The following is an 18,065-nucleotide window of genomic DNA, read 5'->3' on the forward strand; positions in this document are numbered from 1 at the left end:
GATGTCCACCCAGCGGACAGCGTCGCTAGGGACGGCGGCTACTCCCGGGGCTGCTCAAGCCAGCCGATCCCGACGAGGTCGTACTCGTCGGGCGGGTGCCCCTCCTGCTCGCGCAGCAGCCACCGCTCGTGGCACAGCCAGCCGAGGTCGTCGGCGGTGAAACCGTCGCCCTGCTCGTGGCGGCTCAGGGCGCGGTTGTACCAGCCCAGGGCGCGGCGTGGGTCCCCGTGGCTCTGCCAGGTCTCTGCCATGTACCGGTAGGCCACCGCCGAGTCCGGCCTGCTGCGGCGCAGCTCCGCGTCGACCGCGAGGGCCTCGTCGAGCGCGCCGCGACGGACGAGGACCTCCGCCAGGTGGCAGCGCGGATCGAGGAAGACCTCGCCGGTCATCGCGACCGCCTCGCGGTAGAGCCGCTCCGCCGCAGCGTCGTCCTCGGCCTGCTCCAGCTGCTCGCCCGCCCGGACGAGGAGCTCCCTGGCGCTGACGACGTCACCCGGGTGGGGCTCGCGCGCCCAACCGACCAGCCGGTCGGCCACGCCTCGGTGGGAGCCTCCGGAGAAGTCGGCCGCGTCGAGGTCCGCCTCGGAGATGGGTTCGCGCATGCCGCCAGGGTACGGCGCGGCGGCGGCCCGGGCGGTCGCGCGCCGCGGACCATAGGCTGCCGAGACACCCCCGACCCGAAAGGGGCGACAAGTGCGGACACCCCGCGAAGCCTCGCCACGGCGCTACCTCATGTGCCGGCCCACCTACTTCACCGTCGCCTACGAGATCAACCCCTGGATGCACAGCGACGTGCCGACCGACACCGACCTAGCGGTCCGGCAGTGGCAGCAGCTCCACGACACCTACCTGCGCCTCGGGCACCGGGTGGACCTCATCGAGCCGGTCCCGGGGCTGCCCGACATGGTGTACGCCGCCAACGGCGCCATCACGGGCGACGGCGTCGTGTACTCGGCCAAGTTCACCTACCCGCAGCGGATGCCCGAGGGGCCGGCGTACGAGCAGTGGTTCGCCGACGCCGGCTTCCCCACCGTCACCGCCTCGGAGGTCAACGAGGGTGAGGGGGACATCCTCACCGTGGGCGACCTCGTGCTCGCCGGCACCGGTTTCCGCACCTCGCTCGCGGCGCACGCCGAGCTGCAGGAGGCCATCGGCAAGCCGGTCATCGGGCTGCAGCTCGTCGACCCGCGGTTCTACCACCTCGACACCGCACTGCTCGCGCTCTCCGACCACGAGATCGCGTACTACCCGCCGGCCTTCTCCCCGGGCAGCCGCCGCGTGCTCGAGAGGCTGTTCCCGGACGCGATCATCGCCGGCGAGCAGGACGCGGTCGTCCTCGGGCTCAACGGGGTGAGCGACGGGCGCCACGTCGTCGTCAACCCGCGAGCCACCGACCTCGCGGCAGCGCTCACCCAGCGCGGCTTCGAGCCGATCGGGGTCGACACCTCCGAGCTGCTCAAGGGCGGTGGCGGCGCCAAGTGCTGCACCCTGGAGATCCGCGGCTGACCAGCTGCTGGTCAGCGGCGCCGGCGCCGCCACGGGACGTCGGTCGGGCTGGGGCCCTCGCTCTCGTGCGCGGTGCGCGCCGGCACCACGAGCACCGGGCTGACCGCGTGGTGCAGGACCGCCTGGCTCGTCGAGCCGAGCAGCAGCCCCGCGAACCCGCCGCGGCCACGAGACCCGACGACGACGAGGTCCACCGCGGTGGAGAACTCGGCGAGCAGCGCGGCCGCGTTGCCGTCGAGGGCGTGCTGGCTGAGCTTCACGTCGCGGCCGTCCACCGCACGATCGCAGGCGACCCCCAGCCCGACCTTGACGTCGGCGAGCACCTCGTCGCGGTCGACGGCTGCCGGCAGCCAGGCCAGCGACCCGGCACCGCCGCCGATCGGCACGGTGGCCACCGCGGTCAGGTGCGCGTCCCAGGCGATCGCCTCGTCGACGGCGCGGCGCAGCGCGATCGTCGCGGACTCCGAGCCGTCGACGCCGACGACGATCCGCCGAACCGGGGTCAACCGCTCGGTGCTCTCATCGACCAGCGGCACGACGACGGTCGGGCAGTGGGCGTGGGCGGGCAGCGCGGAGGACACCGTCCCCAGCAACCGGTCGGCGAAGCCGCCGCCACCCCGGTTGCCGACGACCGCGAGCCCAGCGCTGCGGGACAGCTCGACGAGCACCCCGGCAGGATCACCGAGCTCGAGGGCTGCAGTGACCTCGACGTCCCCGCCCACCCGTGCGACGGCCTCGTCGAGCACCGCCTGCGCACCGGCCTGGATCGCGGTGTCGTCGACCGCCGCGAACCCGCCGTCGAGCGAGGCGACGGTGAACGCCGGCACCGCGTAGGCGCAGACGATGTGCAACCGCCAGCCAAGCTGGCGGGCCTCGGCGGCCGCCCAGTCCAGCGCGGCGAGACTGGCCTCGGAGCCGTCCACGCCGGCGATGACGACGTCCTCGTGAGTCATGTGGTCCTCCGACCGAAGGGAAGTGGGCGGTGTTCCTCTGATGGTCCCATTGTGGGCGTCCCGCCGCAGCATCGTGCCCGTTCGGCGGTACGACCTGCCCACCGGACGCCAGCGGGCCCGTACCGAAGAGGTACGGGCCCGCTGGTCAACGAGGTGGGTCAGCCGATACGGATGAAGGTCGGCGTGCCGCGACCGACGTGCGAGATCGGGCCGGCCTGCAGCGGCTTGGAGGTGTTGCGCGCCGCGATGTGGTTGCCGTTGCCGGTGTAGATGCCGACGTGACCGGGCCACCACACGAGGTCGCCGGGCTGCGCCTCCGAGGCGGAGACCACGGTGCCCGCGTTGCGCTGGGCGCTCGAGCCGCGCGGGATGTCGATCCCGAGCTGCTGGAAGACGTACCAGGTGAAGCCGGAGCAGTCGAAGCCGGACGGCGAGGAGCCACCCCAGACGTACGGGGTGCCGACGTAGCGGAACGCGATGTCGACGATGGCGTTGCCGGACGCGGCCGGCGCGGGCGCCGTCGCGGTCGACCCGCTCGACTCGGTGGACGCCGCGGCGGACGAACCGGTGGCGGCAGCCGGGGCAGCGGAACGGCTGCGCGAGGCGGACTCGGCGGCACGCTGCTCGGCGATGGCAGCAGCCTCGGCCTCAGCGACACGGGCGGCCTCGGCCGCGACGTGCTCGGCGACCGGGTCGGAGTCGTCCGCGGTCGTGGTCTTCGGCGGGATGGCCTCGAGCGAGACCTCCTCGACGTCGAACTCGACGTCGGTGGGGACCGACACGGTCGGGGAGACGGTCAGCGCTCCGCGAGCCTGGCTCGACAGCGCAGACACGTCGACCTGCGGGAGCGCGGAGGTCGAACCCTCCGGAGCCGCGATCGCCGTGCTGGCAGCCATGGTGAGGGCCAGCCCGGAGGATGCGGCAACGACCATGCCGCGCCGGGCGCTAGAGCCGGTCACGACCTGCCCGAGCACCGTCAGTGGGGTGGTGGGACGGGCAGCCGCGCGGTGGCGGGCCCCGATGGAAGTCACGGTCACGTACTAAGCCTCTCCTGCTGCCGACGAGGTGAGCTGTCGGGTTCGGGTCGGAGTCAACCCGGCCCTTCTCGCGGACGAGATGGGCTTCACCCCAAGGCACCGGCTGGGCCGGTGCCACTTCTGGTTCCCCCGTCCCTGCCGACGTCTATCTGGAAGCACGGGCGGCGACAGGGTTGAGCTCCGTCCGGGCACTCGCTGACATGGAGGGTTCAACGAGCGATCCGGACACTACCCGAGCACTTCCCCAATTGTCACGTTCCGATCACGACACTGGGGAAGGTGTGTCGCAAGTCATGCCCTGAGGAGCACCGAGAACGGCGAGAAGCCGGGGTTTCAGGCGTCGACGAACAGGTGACGGGCGACGTCGTCGGGCAGGTCGAGAACGAGGGCCGAGTCGTCGGCGTGCACGGAGACGAACTCGGTGCCGCGCTGCACCCGCAGCGTGCGGCCCGGCCGTACCCCTGCCTCCGCGAACCGCGCCAGCAGCTCGACGTCCACCTGCAGCGGCTCGCCGATCCGGCGCAGCACGACCTCCACCCGGTCGACGCCGTCGGCGTCGAGCGCCGCCTGCGCCAGCGTCTGCAGCCGCGGCTCGACCGGCGGCTCACTGACGTCACCCAGCTCGCTCAGCCCCGGGATGGGGTTGCCGTAGGGGTCGTGGTGCGGGTGGTCGAGGAGGGTGAGCAGACGGCGCTCCACCTGCTCGCTCATCACGTGCTCCCAGCGGCACGCCTCCTCGTGGACGAGCGGCCACTCCAGCCCGATGACGTCGATGAGCAGCCGCTCCGCGAGCCGGTGCTTGCGCATGACGTGAGTCGCCTTGCTCTGCCCCTCGGGGGACAGCGCGATCCGCCGGTTGTCCTCCAGGTGGAGCAGACCGTCGCGCTCCATCCGGGCGACGGTCTGCGAAACCGTTGGCCCGGAGTGGCCGAGCCGCTCGGCGATCCGGGCGCGCATCGGCACGACGCCCTCCTCGCCGAGCTCGTAGACCGTCTTGAGGTACATCTCGGTGGTGTCGATCAGGTCACTCATACTTGCCGCCTCGTCTCGCTTGCTCCTCACACGAGGATAGAGGGCGCGGTCCGTCGGCGGGCCGATGCCGGTCTGCGAGGTGGTCCACGACACGTCGCCGACGGCCTACCATCGGCGGTGATGAGCCCCGAGTCCTCGCAGTCAGGCCCCGCCCCGGTCTTCGCCGTCGGGGCCGACGGCGCCCCGAGCTACCGCGGGGTGCCGCTCGCCTCGGTGATCGGTCAGCGCTTCGAGTCGGTGTGGGGGCTGCTCGTCGACGGCGTCGTCTCCCCCGCGCTGCCGCCGGCCGAGCCGTTCCCGCTGCCGGTGCGTACCGGCGACACCCGGGTGGACGTGCAGAGCGCGCTGGCCCAGATCGCGCCGGTGTGGGGCTTCCGATCGCTGCTCGACACGCCCCCGGACCGGGCCCGGCAGGACCTCGCCCGGGCGTCGGTGCTCGCGCTGTCGTTCGTCGCGCAGTCCGCCCGCGGGGTCGACGTCCCGGCCGTGCCCCAGCAGGAGATCGAGGCCGGCCGGACGGTGGCCGAGCGCTTCCTCATCCGGTGGAGCGGTGAGACCCAGGCGGACAAGGCTGCCGCGCTCGACGCGCTGTGGGCCGTCGTCGCCGAGGACGGGCTGAGCCCCTCAACCCAGATCGCCCGCACCGTCGCCGCCACCGGCAGCGACCTCGGCGCCTGCCTCTCCGGCGCGGTCGCCGCCGTCGGCGGACCGCTCGCAGCCGGTGCCGCCGCCCGGGTCGCCCAGCTCGCGACCGCGGTCCACGACGGTGCCGACGCGGTGGCAGCCGTGCGCGAGACCCTCCGGGAGCAGACCATCGTGCCGGGCTTCGTCGAGGGCACCGCCGATCCTCGCGCCGACCTCCTCCGCGAGGTGTGCGCCGGGCTCGACGTGCCGTTGTACGCCGCGGCACGCGCGGTCGAGCGGGCCGGCCGGGAGCTGCTCGAGGAGCGGCTGGGGCAACCGGCACGCACCAACGTGCCGTTCTGGGCCGCGATCCTGCTCCACCACGTCGGCTTCGAGGCGCGGATGTTCAACGCGCTCATCATCTGCGGCCGCACCGCCGGCTGGTCCGCCCACGTCCTCGAGGCGCACCACGACCTCGTCGCCGGCACCACCCCCCACCCCTGACAGCAGGGCATATCACCCACAGCAGACTTGTCACCGACAGCAGACTTGTCACCGACAGCAGACTTGTCACCGACAGCGGACTTGTCACCGACAGCGGGATTGCCACCGGCCCACACTTCGCGCCGACAGCGGGATTGTCCGCACGCTCGTTCGGATCGCGGGTGTGTCCGTGGGGACCAGGTACTGAAGGCCGGGCCTCGGCCACACGTAGGGCCTGAGCCCTGCGGGCGGCGACCGGGTCGATCACGTTCGCTCGCGCTGACAAGTCTGCTGTCGGCGACAAGTCAGCTGTCGCGGACAAGTCTGCTGTCGGGAGAACGGGGGTGGCAGGATTCGGTCATGAGCGCCTCACCTCTGACGATCCCTGCCGACCTCCTGCCCGCCGACGGCCGTTTCGGCTGCGGCCCGAGCAAGGTCCGTGCCTCTCACGCCGCGGCGCTCGCCGCGGTCGGGGAGACCCTGCTGGGCACCTCGCACCGGCAGCGCCCGGTGCGCTCGCTCGTGGGCCGGGTCCGCGCCGGAGTCGCCGAGCTGCTCGGCGCACCGGACGGCTACGAGGTTGTCCTCGGCAACGGCGGGTCAACGGCGTTCTGGGACGCGGCGAGCTTCGGGCTCGTCCGGTCCCGGGCCGCCCACGGGGCGTTCGGTGAGTTCGGCCAGAAGTTCGCCACCGTCACCGGCCGCGCGCCGTTCCTCGAGGACTCGCACGTGGTCACCGCCGAGCCAGGCAGCCTCGCCGTCCTCGAGCCGGTCGCCGGCGTCGACGTCTACGCCTGGCCGCAGAACGAGACCTCGACGGGCGTCATCGCGCCGGTCCGCCGGATCGGCGGGGACGACTCGCTCGTCGTCGTCGACGCGACCTCGGCCGCCGGCGGCGTGGCGGTCGACCTCGCCCAGACGGACGTCTACTACTTCGCCCCGCAGAAGAGCTTCGGCGCCGACGGCGGGCTCTGGTTCGCGGTCATGTCGCCCGCCGCGCTCGAGCGGGTGGCCCAGATCGAGGCGAGCGGCCGCTGGGTGCCCGAGTTCCTCTCGCTGCCGGCCGCGGTCGACAACTCGCGCAAGGACCAGACGCTCAACACCCCGGCGATCGCCACCCTCGTCCTCATGGCCGAGCAGATCGACTGGATGCTCGAGCAGGGCGGCCTGGGCTGGGCGGCGCAGCGGACCGCCACCTCCGCGGAGATCCTCTACGGCTGGGCGGCAGACCGCACGTGGGCGACGCCGTTCGTGGCGGACCCGGCGCACCGCTCGCCGGTCGTCGGCACGATCGACCTCGACGGGTCGATCGACGCCACCGCGGTCACTGCCACCCTGCGCGCCAACGGCGTCGTCGACGTCGAGCCGTACCGCAAGCTCGGCCGCAACCAGCTCCGGGTGGGCATGTTCCCCGCGGTGGAGCCCGACGACGTCCGCGCGCTCACCGCGTGCGTCGATCACGTCGTCACGCACCTGGGCGGCTGAGCCCCGACAGGCCGTTGCCGGTCCGACGGATCCGGCCACCAAGCCTCGCCACCGCAGCCTGATGGTCGGCCGGCCGCAGCAGGTCGCCGGGCGATACGCCGGTCTTGTGGCCGGATCCTTCCGCGAACAGATGACGGCGGGGCCGCAGGGTCACCCTGCGGCCCCGCCGTGCGCCTGAGTCAGGCGGTCTCGCGCCGCCGGACAGCCACTGCGGCCGCCCCGGCGAGGAGCACACCGGCCGCCAGCGCGGTCAGCGCGCCGACATCGGCGCCGGTGGTCGGCAGCGCCGTGCCAGAGCCACCAGCCTTCGGCGCGGGCGTCGCGTCGTCGTCCGGGTCGCTGCCCGAGCCGCCGGTCGCAGCCGCCACGACGCCGAAGGAGGCGTCCGCGACAGCTTCCCCGTCGGTGACGAGGTGGACGCTGTGCGAGCCGAGCGCGAAGTCCGCCGGCACCGCCCAGCTGAGCTCGACCGTGCCATCCTCGCCGACCTTGGCCTCCGCCGTGTCGAGCTCGGTGAGGTCGAGCTCGGTGACGTCCCCGACCGGGACGCTGAACGTGACCGGGTCGAGCGCCTCGCCCACATCGTAGAAGTCGGCGAACGCGGGGATGCCGGCCTCGGTCAGGGTGGCGGGCACATCGGTGCCGACCAGACGACCGTCGACGACGGTCACGTCCCCGGCGCCGAGGTCGAGGTCAGCGAGCACGACGTCGATGGACTCGGTCAGCACCCCGGTGCTCGTGGTGTCGATGAACTCACGCGAGGTGACGTCGGCGACCAACTGGCCGACGCCGTCGGTGATGACGACCGACGGGTCGGTGATCGTCACCTCCAGCGCGTGCGTGTCACCGATCTTGTGGCCGGCGAAGGAGACCGCCCCGGCGAACTGCGCCGTCGCGTCCCGCTCGTCACCGCTGCCGGCGCCCTCGCTAAACACGTAGGTGCTGGCACCGGTCTCGGTGGCCGGCGCGATCGCCGCGATCTCGCCGTGGGCGATGTTCCCGCCGATGTAGCTGCGGAACGACTCCTTGACACCCCACTCGAGGGTGCCCGGCGCGCCGGCAGCGTCGACGACGGCACCCACGGCCGTGCCCGGGGTCAGTCCGCTGCCGCTGAAGGTCGCGGTCGCGCCCTGCCGGACCGGGTCCGGCTCGACGACGACGGTGCCCTGCGCGGGCGCCTCCAGCTCCGGCTCCGGCTCTTCGGGCGTCTCACCGTCGCCGTCGCCGGGCGTCTCGACGGCGGTCAGCACCGCCAGCGAGTCGCTCGCCAGCACGGCGCCGTCGACGTCGCGCAGCACGACGGCGTAGCTGCCGATCGGGAATTCCGTCGGCACCTGCCACGTGGTGGCGAAGACGCCGTCCTCGTCGACCGTCGCGGTCCCCAGCGGCGTGCCGGTCTCGGCCAGCGCGTTGAGCGCCACCGGGACGGCGACGGCGGCGCCGTAGCGGACGTCGACGCTCAGCGGGTCGAGCGCGACCTCGCCCTGGTAGAAGCCGCCGAACGCAGGTTCGCCGGTGGCGGTGAGGACCGCGGCGGCGGCGGTCGCCTCGACCGTGCCCGTCTCGACGTCGAACGCGTCGGCGTCGAGCGTCGCGAGGACGACGCCGGGGTACTCGGTGAGCTCACCGGTGCTCGTGGTGTCCCGGAAGTCGCGGGAGGTGGCGTCGGCGACCAGCACCGCGGAGTCTGCGGTCAGCTGGATGCGCAGGTTCGCGAGGTGGATCTCCAGCGCCGAGGTGCCGTCGATCTCGTGGCCCTCGAAGGAGACGCTGCCGGTGAAGCCGAGCACGGTCGAGCCGGACGACGGGTCGGCCGACGCGACGGCGGCCGGGAAGCGGTAGCTGCCGTCCGCGTCCTCCGTGGCGCCGTCACCGAGGGTGATCTGCCCGTGGGCGATCTGCCCGGTGACGTAGGAGCGGAAGGACTCCTTGACGCCCCAGTCGAGGTGGCCGGCCGCCGAGTCGGAGGCCGGCTCGAGCAGCGCGGCAACCTCGGCACCCACCGGCAGGTTGCTGCCGGCGACGGTGAGCTCCTCGCCCTGGCGGACCGGGTTCGGCGTGGCCGAGACGGCCGCCTCGCCCGGCGCGGGCTCCGGGTCGCCGGCGACGAAGGTGACGGGGACGAACACGTCCTGGTCACGCTCGGCGCGGTGGTCCTGCTCGGTGGCGTCGCTCGCCTGCGCGGAGTTGAAGGTCGCGAGGAAGCAGTCGACGGCGCTGCAGTCGTCGCCGGTACCAGTCACCCAGCCGGAGACGGTGGTCTCCCGGGTGAAGCTGCCGAGCGCGTCGGTGGTGACCACCTCGTGCTGCAGCCAGCCGACCGGCCAGCCGAATTCCTCGTGCTTGACGGTGTTCGGGGTGAAAGCGATGGAGATCGCGCGGTTCGGCGCGTAGCCGGTGCCACGCACGCTGACGACCGTGTCGACGGTGAGGCCCTCGGTCGGGGTGACCTCGAGCTGCGGCCGGCGCTCCTCGACGACGTCAAGGAGAACGGACTGCTCCTGGCCGGCGTTCGTCACGCCGCCGGCGGCGTAGGTGTAGACGCCGAAGCTGCCGTCCGCCGGCCAGTTCACCGGGTTGCCCTCACGGTCGTCACCCGGGCGGGCGATCTCCAGCTCGGCGGTGAAGGTGCCATCCTGCGCGATGTCGACCCACTGCTCGCGGATCGCGCCCTGGAACTGCGGCGGCACCTGGTCCAGCACGTCCTCGGCCAGCGCCCACTGCTGCGAGCCGACCACCCGCGCCGACGACGGCGCACCGGCCGAGGGCTGCCACTGGTCCAGGAATTTGCCGAACACCACATAGGTGCCCTGCGGCAGGTCCGCCGGGATCGGCACCCCACGACCACCGACGTTGCCCGCCGGGTCGAACCCGGACCCCTTGACCACCACGGTGTCCCCGTGGACCAGCTGGGAGTCGGCCACCGGCGTCACGCCGTCGGCCGCGAACACCTCGATCTGCGGCTGGTCGACGAACGTCACCGGCACGCTCAGCTCCTGGTCGGCGTTCGTCACGCCGCCGGCGCCGTAGGTGTAGACGCCGAAGCTGCCGTCCTGCGGCCAGTCGTTGCCGAGCCCGGAGAGCGTCAGCTCCGCGGTGAACGTGCCGTCCTGCGCGATGTCGACCCACTGCTCGCGGATCGCGCCCTGGAACTGCGACGGGACCTGGTCCAGCACCCCCTCGGCCAGCGCCCACTTCTGCGAGCCGACCACCCGCGCCGACGACGGCGCGTCGGCCGACGGCTGCCACTGGTCGAGGAACTTGCCGAACACCACATAGGTGCCCTGCGGCAGATCGTTGGGGATCGGCACCCCACGACCACCAACATTGCCCGCCGGATCGAACCCAGAACCCTTGACCACCACGGTGTCCCCGTAGGTCACCTCGGCCTCACCCAGCGGCGTCACGCCATCAGCGGCGAACACCTCGAGCGCCGGCTCCCACTCCACCGGCACCTCCGGCTCGGTGATCTCGTCGACCACGTTGAGGAGCGCGGACTGCTCCTGGTCGGCGTTCTTCACGCCACCCGCGCCATAGGTGTAGACCCCGAAGCTCCCGTCCTCGGGGAAACCGGCCTCCGGCTGGGCGACCTCCAGCTCAGCGGTGAACGAGCCGTCCTCGGCGATGTCCACCCACTGCGCCCGGATCGCGTCCTGGAACTGCGGCGGTACCTGGTCCAGCACCCCCTCGGCCAGCGCCCACTGCTGCGAGCCGACCACCCGCGCCGACGACGGCGCACCGGCCGACGGCTGCCACTGGTCGAGGAACTTGCCGAACACCACATAGGTGCCCTGCGGCAGGTCGTTGGGGATCGGCACCCCACGACCACCAACATTGGCAGCCGGGTCGAACCCGGACCCCTTGACCACCACGGTGTCCCCGTAGGTCACCTCGGCCTCACCCAGCGGCGTCACTCCGTCAGCGGCGAACACCTCGAGCGCCGGCTCCCACTCCGCAGGCAACTCCGGCTCCTCGGGCACCTCCGGAACCTCCGGCTCCTCGGCCGCGACGACGGTGAGGGTGGCAGGCTCGGTGACGGCGTCGGGCTCGGTGCCGTTGGTGAACACGCCACGCACCTGGGTGCCGTCCTGCTCGGGAGTCACCCCGGCCAGCGTCAGGCTGGTGCCGGCGGCACCGTCGACGTCCTGCCACTCGGCGTCCGCGCCGGCGCGGCTCTGCCACTGGACGGTCGGCTCCGGCGTCCCGGTGGCGGCCGCGGCGAAGACCGCGTCCTCGCCCTCGTCGACCGAGACGCCCTGCGGCTGGGCCGTGACGGTCGGCGCGACGGTGGCGGGGGCGAGGTCGACGCTGAAGCTCAGCGGGTCGAGCTCAACGCCCTCCTCGTAGAACGTGCCGAAGGCCGGCACACCGGCCTCGGTGAGTGTCACCGGCGCGTCGGTGAGGGAGGCGGCGTCGCCGGTCACGGTGAGCGGGTTCTCGCTGAGGTCGAGCTCGCCGAGCTCGACGTCGAGGTGCTCCTCGAGCTCTCCGGCCGTGGTCATGTCGAGAAACTCTCGCGACACGACGTCGGCGATGAGGGTGCCCTCGTCACCGTCGATGTGCACCCGGATGTTGGAGAAGCTCATCTCGAGGGCATGCACGTCCTGCATGAGGTGCCCAGCGAAGTGGACGCCGCCGGCGAAGGTGATGTCCGCCGTCGTCCCGGAAACAGTCCCCTCGGTGGCCTCGAAGCTGAACCCACCGTTCGCTGTCTGCACAGCCGGATCCATGACCTCGATCGTGCCCTTGGCGATCGGGCTGCTGATGTAGTTGCGGAAGGACTGCTTGACGCCCCAGTCGGCGCTGCCGCCCGAGACGTCGAGGCTGGGCTCGTCGGCAGCAGCACTGCCGGCCCCGGCGATGGCCAGGCCGCCGGCCAGCGCGCCGGTGGTGATGACGGCGAGGGTGCGGCGCGCCGTTGCGCGCCATGTCGTGTTCTTCATCAGTGGTCCTGTCTGGCTCAGACGTCGGAGGCGTCGGTCGAGGAGCGGCGGCGGAGGTAGACGCCCAAGGCGCCGAGAGCAAGGAGGACGACGGCGACGCCGACGGCGATGCCCACCGTGGCACCGGTGGAGGCGAGCGAGCCGTCCTCGGCGGTGCCGGCAGCGTCGGTGTCAGCCTGGTCGGCGTCGTCGGCGGCCGAGGCGGCCCCCTCGGAGCTCGCCGAGCCGCCGGCGCCCCCCGCGCCACCAGTGGCGAAGGTCACCGGGATGCGGACGTCCGCGCTGCGGTCGCCGGCGCGGGTGTGGTCGGCCCGGGTGCCGATGACACAGCCGTTGGGCGCCTGCGCCGGGTCGAGGCAGTCGACGAACGGGTCGCTGGCGGCGACGCTGAGCGACGCCGAGAACGAGCCGCGGCCACCGGACTCGGTGAACGGCACCGCCAGGCCCTCGCCGTAGGACGGCGGGTTGGAGGAGATCCACGCGGAGCTGCCGCCGGCGCCCTCCATGTCGACGCCGCCGACGCACGGGCTGGGCGCGCTGCCCGGCCCGTTGTCCACGCAGAGTGCGACGTAGATGCCCTTGGAGGTGTCGAAGCCAGAACCGGAGACCGTCACCGACTGGCCGGCGGGGTCGAGCCCGGTGGACTGCGAGACCGTCACCGACTGGCCGTCCGGGCCGGACGCCGCCGCGGCCGGGATGCTGGGGACGAGGACGGCGGTCGTCGCCAGCAACGCTGCGGCGAGCCCGGCAACCCATCCTCGGGTCACGGGCGTCCGCTTCCCCAAGTCCCGGTGAAGCGACGGTCCAGACATCATACCTCCAGGCATGGTTAGGTTAGGCAAACCTCAGGTAGAAACATTACGCTACGGGAACGTACCGTAAATTACCTATTTAGCGAGACATCGCCCTGCCGGCGCCTCCCCCACCCGTGGGGACGTCCGTGCTGCCCTGCTCTTTCGAGGAAGTTCATGCCCCGCCAGCCCCTGCCTGCCCTCCGCGTGGCCTCGCTCGCCGTCGCCGTCGCCCTCCTTGCGGTCGGCTGCGGCGCTGCCGCCGAGCCGGGCCCGACCGGCACGGGCACCGCGGATGCCCCGGCGCCTGCGACGTCCACCTCCGCCGTCGTGCAGGCCTGCGGTGAGCCGGTCGCCGGGTTCGGCACCACCCACGACGCCGACGGCGAGCCGCTGGCGCCGCGGGAGCCCGGCACCGACGGCACGCTGCTGACCGAGCCGACCACCGCGGTCGTCACCGACGATCACGTCCACCCGATCGCCGAGCAGCCGTCAGCCACCCTCCCGGTGACGGTCGAGTCCTGCGACGGGGCGACCGTCGAGGTCCTCGACACCAGCCGGATCCTCGCCGTCGACCTCTACGGCACGCTCGGCGAGATCGTCTTCTCCCTCGGCCTCGGCGACAACGTCATCGGCCGAGACACCTCCACCGGCTTCCCCGAGGCCGCCCACCTGCCGGTCGTCACGCCCGGCGCGCACGACCTCAGCGCCGAGGCGATCCTCGGGCTGAACCCCACCGTCGTCCTCACCGACTCGACCATCGGCCCCACCGAGGTGCAGCTGCAGCTGCGTGACGCCGGCATCCCGGTCGTCTTCTTCGACGACACCCGCGGCCTCGAGCACATCCCGACCCAGATCCGGGCGGTCGCCGGCACGCTCGGCGTGCCGGAGACCGGCGAGGCGCTCGTCGACCGGACCGAGCAGGAGATCACCTCCGCGCTCGACGGCGTCACGCCGACCGCCGAGGCGGCCGACATCGCGTTCCTCTACCTCCGGGGCGGCATGGTGCAGCTGCTCGGCGGTCCGGGCTCCGGCGCGGACTCCCTCATCGCGGCGATCGGTGCCCGCGACGTCGGCACCGAGCTCGGCCTGGAGCGGACCTTCACCCAGATCACCTCCGAGACCATGATCTCGGCGCAGCCCGACGTCCTCCTCATGATGACCGCCGGCCTCGACTCCATCGGCGGCCCGGCCGGGCTCGAGCTCATCCCGGGGCTGGCGCAGACCGAGGCCGTCGCGGCGGGGCGGGTCGTCGACATGGACGACACCCTCCTCCTGAGCTTCGGCCCCCGCACCGGCCAGGTCATCACGGCACTCGCCCACGCCGTCTACCCGGCGGCCGGCTGATGGCGGCGCCGGCACACGAGGAGACCACCACCGGCCCCGCCGGGCAGGACCGCGAGGACACCCCGGCCCGCAACCGCCGGGTCCGCGGCCCGTGGCTGCTCGGCGGGCTGGGCGTGGCGCTCGTCGTGCTGTGCCTCGTGGCAGCGGGGCGCGGCCAGCTCGAGGTCGCGCCGGCCGAGGTTGCCGGCTCGGTGCTGCACCGGCTGGACGCGCTCCTCGAGCAGGCCCTCGGACTCCTCGGCCTCCACGTCGACCTGCCGCTCGACGCCGTCCCCGGCCCGAGCCACCCGCAGGGCGACGCGGCGCTGTGGCAGGTCCGCTTCCCGCGGATCGTGCTCGCCATCCTCGTCGGCGCCGCGCTGGCCTCCGCTGGTGCGCTCATGCAGGGCATCTTCGGCAACCCGCTGGCGGAGCCCGCGATCATCGGGGTCTCCCCGGGCGCGGCGGTCGGCGCGAGCCTCGTCATCGTCACCGGCACCAACGTCCTCGGTGAGTGGACGGTGGCCGCCGCGGCGTTCCTCGCGGCGCTCGTCACCACGCTGCTGGTGTACTTCCTGGCCCGCTCCGGAGGGCGAACGGAGTCGGTCACCCTCATCCTCACCGGTGTGGCGATCACCGCGATCGCGTCGGCGATCGTCGCCTTCAACACCTTCATCGCCAGCCCGACCGCCCGCGAGCAGATCGTGTTCTGGCAGCTCGGCAGCCTCAACGGGGCCCGCTGGCAGTCGGTGGTCGCGGTGCTGCCGTTCATCGTCGTCGGCCTGACCGTCTGCCTCGTCGTCGCCCGTCGGCTCGACCTGCTGTCACTCGGCGACCGCGCCGCCCGGCACCTCGGCGTCAACGTCGAGCGGCTGCGGATCATCTCGATCGTCGCCATCGCGATGCTCGTCGGTGCCGGCGTCGCGTTCGCCGGCGTCATCGCCTTCGTCGGGCTGGTCGTGCCCCACCTCGTCCGGCTCGTCGCCGGGCCCGGCCACCGCCTCCTGCTGCCGGCGAGCGCGCTCGGGGGTGCGGTGCTGCTGGTGTTCGCCGACCTCGTCGCCCGCAGCGCCATCGAGTTCGCCGACCTGCCGCTGGGCATGCTCACCTCGATCGTCGGCGGACCGTTCTTCCTGTGGCTCATGCGCCGGATGCGGGCGAACCAGGGCGGGTGGGCCTGATGGCACCGAGCATGCTGCGGCTGCCGCACCGGAGCACCGAGCTGCCGGCACGGATCGCCCCGGGAGAGGTCGCGCTCGCCGCCGAGGGCGTCAGCGCCCGGCTCGGCGGGGCACTCGTGCTCGACGACGTCAGCGTCGAGGTCCGGGCCGGCGAGGTGCTGGCGCTCGTCGGGCCGAACGGCGCCGGCAAGTCGACCCTCCTCGGCGTGCTCGCCGGGGACCGCGAGCCGCACACCGGCGCGGTCCAGCTCGCCGGGCGGCCGCTGTCGCGCTGGTCAGCCACCGAGGCCGCGATGCGCCGGGCCGTCCTCCTGCAGAGCGTGACACTGTCCTTCCCGTTCACGGTGGCGCAGGTCGTGGCGATGGGTCGCGCCCCGTGGGCGCGGACCTCCCGCGAGGACGAGGACGACGCCGTCATCGCCCGTGCGATGGCGCTCACCGACACCGTCGGGTTCGCCGAGCGGGTGTTCGGCACGCTCTCCGGCGGGGAGAAGGCCCGCGTCGCACTGGCCCGCGTGCTGGCGCAGGACACCCAGGCGGTGCTGCTCGACGAGCCCACCGCGGCGCTGGACCTCCACCACCAGGAGCTCGTGCTCGGCCTGGCGCGCCACCGCGCGCAGGAGGGCGACGCCGTCGTCGTCGTGCTCCACGACCTCAACCTCGCAGCCGCCTACGCCGACCGCGTCGCGGTGCTCGACCGGGGCCGGCTCGCCTCGATCGGTGCACCGGCAGCGGTGCTGCAGACCGGGCTGCTCAGCCGGGTCTACCGGCACGCGGTGGAGGTCCTGCCCCACCCGCGCACCGGGGCCCCGATCATCCTCGCCGAGCGGTAGCCCGCGCGGTCAGGCCAGCGTGGTCGCGTTCTCGGCGTCGGCCGCGGCAACCTGCGACCGCCCGGCCTGCCGCTCGCGCTCGTCGGCCTGCCGGGCGCGTTCCGCGGCCAGCGCCGCGCTCGACGCCGCGCGTGCCGCCCGCTCGTGCGGCCCCTCCATCGCGACGTGCGGCCGGCTGCGCAGCTGGTAGGTGACCTTGACGTCCCACGACCGCTTCGCCCAGAGGGCCGCCAGCAGCGAGACGAGGATCGCCGCGATCGCCCCGATACCGACCGACCACCGGGCGTTGTAAGTCTCCGCGACCCAGCCCACGATCGGCGCACCGATCGGCGTCGTGCCGAGGAACACCATCATGTACAGCGACATCACCCGCCCGCGCATCGCGGGATCGGTCGACATCTGCACGGTGGCGTTGGCCGCCGTCATCATGGTCAGCGAGCTGAGCCCGACAGGTATCGTCATGAGCGCGTAGAGCTCGTAGGTGGGCATCAGCGCCATCACGCCCGAGGCGACGCCGAAGGCGAAGGCGGCACCGATCACCAGCCGCACCCGGGGCTGCTTGCGACGGGCCGCGATGAGCGCGCCGCCGAGCGAGCCGATCGCCATGATCGAGCCCAGGACGCCGTACTCACCGGCACCCTTGTCGAAGATCTCGCGCGCCATCACCGCGCTCGTCAGCTGGAAGTTGAGGCCCAGCGCCCCGACGACACCGACCACCACGAGGATGGCGACGATGTCGCTGCGGTGGCGCACATAGGCGAAGCCCTCCCGCAGCTGGCCCTTGGCACGCTTGGCGTGCGGCATCGGCGTCAGCTCACTCTCCCGCATGAGGGTGAGGGAGAAGATCGTCGCGCCGAAGCTCACCGCGTTGACGATGAAGATCCAGCCGGGGCCGACGAGGGCGATGAGCAGCCCCGCCACCCCGGGCCCGATGAGCCGGGCGGCGTTGAAGGACGCGCTGTTGAGCCCGACAGCGTTGGGCAGGCTCGACGGCGGCACCATCTCCGCGACGAAGGTCTGGCGCACCGGGTTGTCGAGCGCGGTGACGATGCCGAGCGCGAGCGCGAAGCCGTAGACGTGCCACAGCTGGGCGTGGCCGCTGAGCACGAGGATGCCGAGCGCCGCGGCGAGCACGCCGAGCATCGACTGGGTGGCGATGAGCATCTTGCGTCGGGGCAGCCGGTCGGCGAGCAGCCCGGCCCACGGGCTGAGCAGCAGCATCGGCACGAACTGCAGCCCGGTGACGATCCCGACGGCGAGGCCGGAGTCGTCAGAGAGGACGGTGAGCACGAGCCAGTCCTGGGCGACGCGCTGCATCCAGGTGCCGACGTTGGCGACGAGCGCGCCGGCGAACCACAGCCGGTAGTTGAAGAACCTCAGCGAGGCGAAGGTTTCTCTCATTCGATCGCCATCTTCCGCAGGATCGTCTCGGCGGCGGTGAGCGTGGCGCGCTCCTCGTCGGTCAGCGCGCGCAGCTGGGTCGCCAGCCAGGCGCTGCGACGGCGGCGCAACCGGGAGAGGTGGTCGGCGCCGTCGTCGGTGAGGGTGATGAGCACCTGGCGGCCGTCGGTCGGATGGGCGTCACGGACGACGTACCGGATCGCCTCGAGGCTCGCGAGGGTGCGGGTCATCGTCGGCGGCTGGACCTGCTCGCGCTCGGCGAGCGCGCGCGGGGTCATCGGGCCGATCCGGTTGAGAGCGGCGAGCACGCAGTTCTGCGCCTCGGTGAGGTCGCCGGCGTCGGACTCCGAGCGGATCCGGCGGGAGAGCCGCAGGACGGCGACCCGGAGGTCGGTGGCGAGATCGGGGCGGTGGCTGCGTCGGCTCGCCGCGGAGGTCTGGGTGGGCGAGGAGACAGTCATGGCCACTAC

General features: G+C 72.8%; 14 protein-coding genes and 1 riboswitch. Of the genes, 6 read left to right on the top strand and 8 right to left on the bottom strand.

From position 1 onward, the window contains the following. Window positions 1-38: 38 nt before the first annotated feature. On the bottom strand, window positions 39-602 hold the full coding sequence (locus V2J52_RS13330; RefSeq protein WP_331228211.1) for a tetratricopeptide repeat protein: 564 nt from the start codon (window positions 600-602) through the stop codon (window positions 39-41). A gap of 91 nt (window positions 603-693) precedes the next feature. Here V2J52_RS13330 and ddaH point away from each other — a divergent pair, with 91 nt between their 5' ends. Further along, window positions 694-1,506 carry a dimethylargininase gene (ddaH, locus tag V2J52_RS13335; protein WP_336391573.1) on the top strand — a complete coding sequence of 271 codons (813 nt, stop codon included), beginning with the start codon at window positions 694-696 and terminating at the stop codon, window positions 1,504-1,506. Window positions 1,507-1,517: 11 nt separating this feature from the next. Here the strand turns inward: ddaH and V2J52_RS13340 are convergent, their stop codons facing one another. The 3 genes from V2J52_RS13340 to V2J52_RS13350 form a co-directional block, all read right to left on the bottom strand. Beyond that, complete coding sequence (locus V2J52_RS13340; protein ID WP_331228212.1) at window positions 1,518-2,459, bottom strand: universal stress protein; 942 nt, start codon at window positions 2,457-2,459, stop codon at window positions 1,518-1,520. A 158-nt stretch (window positions 2,460-2,617) separates the two neighbouring features. Then, window positions 2,618-3,496, bottom strand: a complete 879-nt coding sequence (locus V2J52_RS13345; RefSeq protein ID WP_331228213.1) for a C40 family peptidase — start codon at window positions 3,494-3,496, stop codon at window positions 2,618-2,620. A gap of 4 nt (window positions 3,497-3,500) precedes the next feature. Beyond that, window positions 3,501-3,673: riboswitch (cyclic di-AMP (ydaO/yuaA leader) on the bottom strand. 156 nt (window positions 3,674-3,829) lie between these two features. Further along, window positions 3,830-4,528, bottom strand: coding sequence for an iron-dependent transcriptional repressor DtxR (locus V2J52_RS13350; protein ID WP_331228214.1), 699 nt, complete (start codon window positions 4,526-4,528; stop codon window positions 3,830-3,832). 120 nt (window positions 4,529-4,648) lie between these two features. On the opposite strand from V2J52_RS13350, the gene V2J52_RS13355 reads away from it, so the two are divergent. Next, window positions 4,649-5,656, top strand: coding sequence for a citrate/2-methylcitrate synthase (locus V2J52_RS13355; protein WP_331228215.1), 1,008 nt, complete (start codon window positions 4,649-4,651; stop codon window positions 5,654-5,656). A 339-nt stretch (window positions 5,657-5,995) separates the two neighbouring features. Continuing rightward, entirely contained in the window at window positions 5,996-7,120 is a 1,125-nt protein-coding gene (serC, locus tag V2J52_RS13360) for a phosphoserine transaminase (protein WP_331228216.1), read from the top strand. Between the two features lie 179 nt (window positions 7,121-7,299). Here the strand turns inward: serC and V2J52_RS13365 are convergent, their stop codons facing one another. Together V2J52_RS13365 and V2J52_RS13370 are read right to left on the bottom strand one after the other, a co-directional pair. Beyond that, window positions 7,300-12,063, bottom strand: a complete 4,764-nt coding sequence (locus tag V2J52_RS13365; protein ID WP_331228217.1) for an HtaA domain-containing protein — start codon at window positions 12,061-12,063, stop codon at window positions 7,300-7,302. Between the two features lie 17 nt (window positions 12,064-12,080). Continuing rightward, window positions 12,081-12,830, bottom strand: a complete 750-nt coding sequence (locus tag V2J52_RS13370; protein ID WP_331228218.1) for a neocarzinostatin apoprotein domain-containing protein — start codon at window positions 12,828-12,830, stop codon at window positions 12,081-12,083. 201 nt (window positions 12,831-13,031) lie between these two features. On the opposite strand from V2J52_RS13370, the gene V2J52_RS13375 reads away from it, so the two are divergent. From V2J52_RS13375 to V2J52_RS13385, 3 genes are read left to right on the top strand one after another with little or no spacing between them, the layout of a single operon-like run. Beyond that, entirely contained in the window at window positions 13,032-14,201 is a 1,170-nt protein-coding gene (locus V2J52_RS13375) for a heme/hemin ABC transporter substrate-binding protein (protein ID WP_331228219.1), read from the top strand. Continuing rightward, window positions 14,201-15,361, top strand: coding sequence for a FecCD family ABC transporter permease (locus V2J52_RS13380; RefSeq protein ID WP_331228220.1), 1,161 nt, complete (start codon window positions 14,201-14,203; stop codon window positions 15,359-15,361). The genes V2J52_RS13375 and V2J52_RS13380 overlap by 1 nt, the downstream gene beginning before the upstream one ends. Next, window positions 15,361-16,194 (top strand): heme ABC transporter ATP-binding protein, encoded by an 834-nt coding sequence (locus V2J52_RS13385; protein WP_331228221.1) that lies wholly within the window; start codon window positions 15,361-15,363, stop codon window positions 16,192-16,194. The genes V2J52_RS13380 and V2J52_RS13385 overlap by 1 nt, the downstream gene beginning before the upstream one ends. 9 nt (window positions 16,195-16,203) lie before the next feature. Here the strand turns inward: V2J52_RS13385 and V2J52_RS13390 are convergent, their stop codons facing one another. Continuing rightward, window positions 16,204-17,595 carry an MFS transporter gene (locus V2J52_RS13390; RefSeq protein WP_331228222.1) on the bottom strand — a complete coding sequence of 464 codons (1,392 nt, stop codon included), beginning with the start codon at window positions 17,593-17,595 and terminating at the stop codon, window positions 16,204-16,206. Then, window positions 17,592-18,056 (bottom strand): MarR family winged helix-turn-helix transcriptional regulator, encoded by a 465-nt coding sequence (locus V2J52_RS13395; RefSeq protein WP_331228223.1) that lies wholly within the window; start codon window positions 18,054-18,056, stop codon window positions 17,592-17,594. The genes V2J52_RS13390 and V2J52_RS13395 overlap by 4 nt, the downstream gene beginning before the upstream one ends. Window positions 18,057-18,065: the final 9 nt, after the last annotated feature.

The organism is Georgenia sunbinii, assembly GCF_036421875.1.
Taxonomy (GTDB): domain Bacteria; phylum Actinomycetota; class Actinomycetes; order Actinomycetales; family Actinomycetaceae; genus Georgenia_B; species Georgenia_B sunbinii.

Bases quoted from the DNA above. Each gene is read 5' to 3' on its own strand.
- V2J52_RS13330 (WP_331228211.1), bottom strand. From the start codon at position 602: ATGCGCGAACCCATCTCCGAGGCGGACCTCGACGCGGCCGACTTCTCC.
- V2J52_RS13340 (WP_331228212.1), bottom strand. From the start codon at position 2,459: ATGACTCACGAGGACGTCGTCATCGCCGGCGTGGACGGCTCCGAGGCC.
- V2J52_RS13350 (WP_331228214.1), bottom strand. From the start codon at position 4,528: ATGAGTGACCTGATCGACACCACCGAGATGTACCTCAAGACGGTCTAC.
- V2J52_RS13355 (WP_331228215.1), top strand. From the start codon at position 4,649: ATGAGCCCCGAGTCCTCGCAGTCAGGCCCCGCCCCGGTCTTCGCCGTC.
- serC (WP_331228216.1), top strand. From the start codon at position 5,996: ATGAGCGCCTCACCTCTGACGATCCCTGCCGACCTCCTGCCCGCCGAC.
- V2J52_RS13365 (WP_331228217.1), bottom strand. From the start codon at position 12,063: ATGAAGAACACGACATGGCGCGCAACGGCGCGCCGCACCCTCGCCGTC.
- V2J52_RS13375 (WP_331228219.1), top strand. From the start codon at position 13,032: ATGCCCCGCCAGCCCCTGCCTGCCCTCCGCGTGGCCTCGCTCGCCGTC.
- V2J52_RS13380 (WP_331228220.1), top strand. From the start codon at position 14,201: ATGGCGGCGCCGGCACACGAGGAGACCACCACCGGCCCCGCCGGGCAG.
- V2J52_RS13385 (WP_331228221.1), top strand. From the start codon at position 15,361: ATGGCACCGAGCATGCTGCGGCTGCCGCACCGGAGCACCGAGCTGCCG.
- V2J52_RS13390 (WP_331228222.1), bottom strand. From the start codon at position 17,595: ATGAGAGAAACCTTCGCCTCGCTGAGGTTCTTCAACTACCGGCTGTGG.
- V2J52_RS13395 (WP_331228223.1), bottom strand. From the start codon at position 18,056: ATGACTGTCTCCTCGCCCACCCAGACCTCCGCGGCGAGCCGACGCAGC.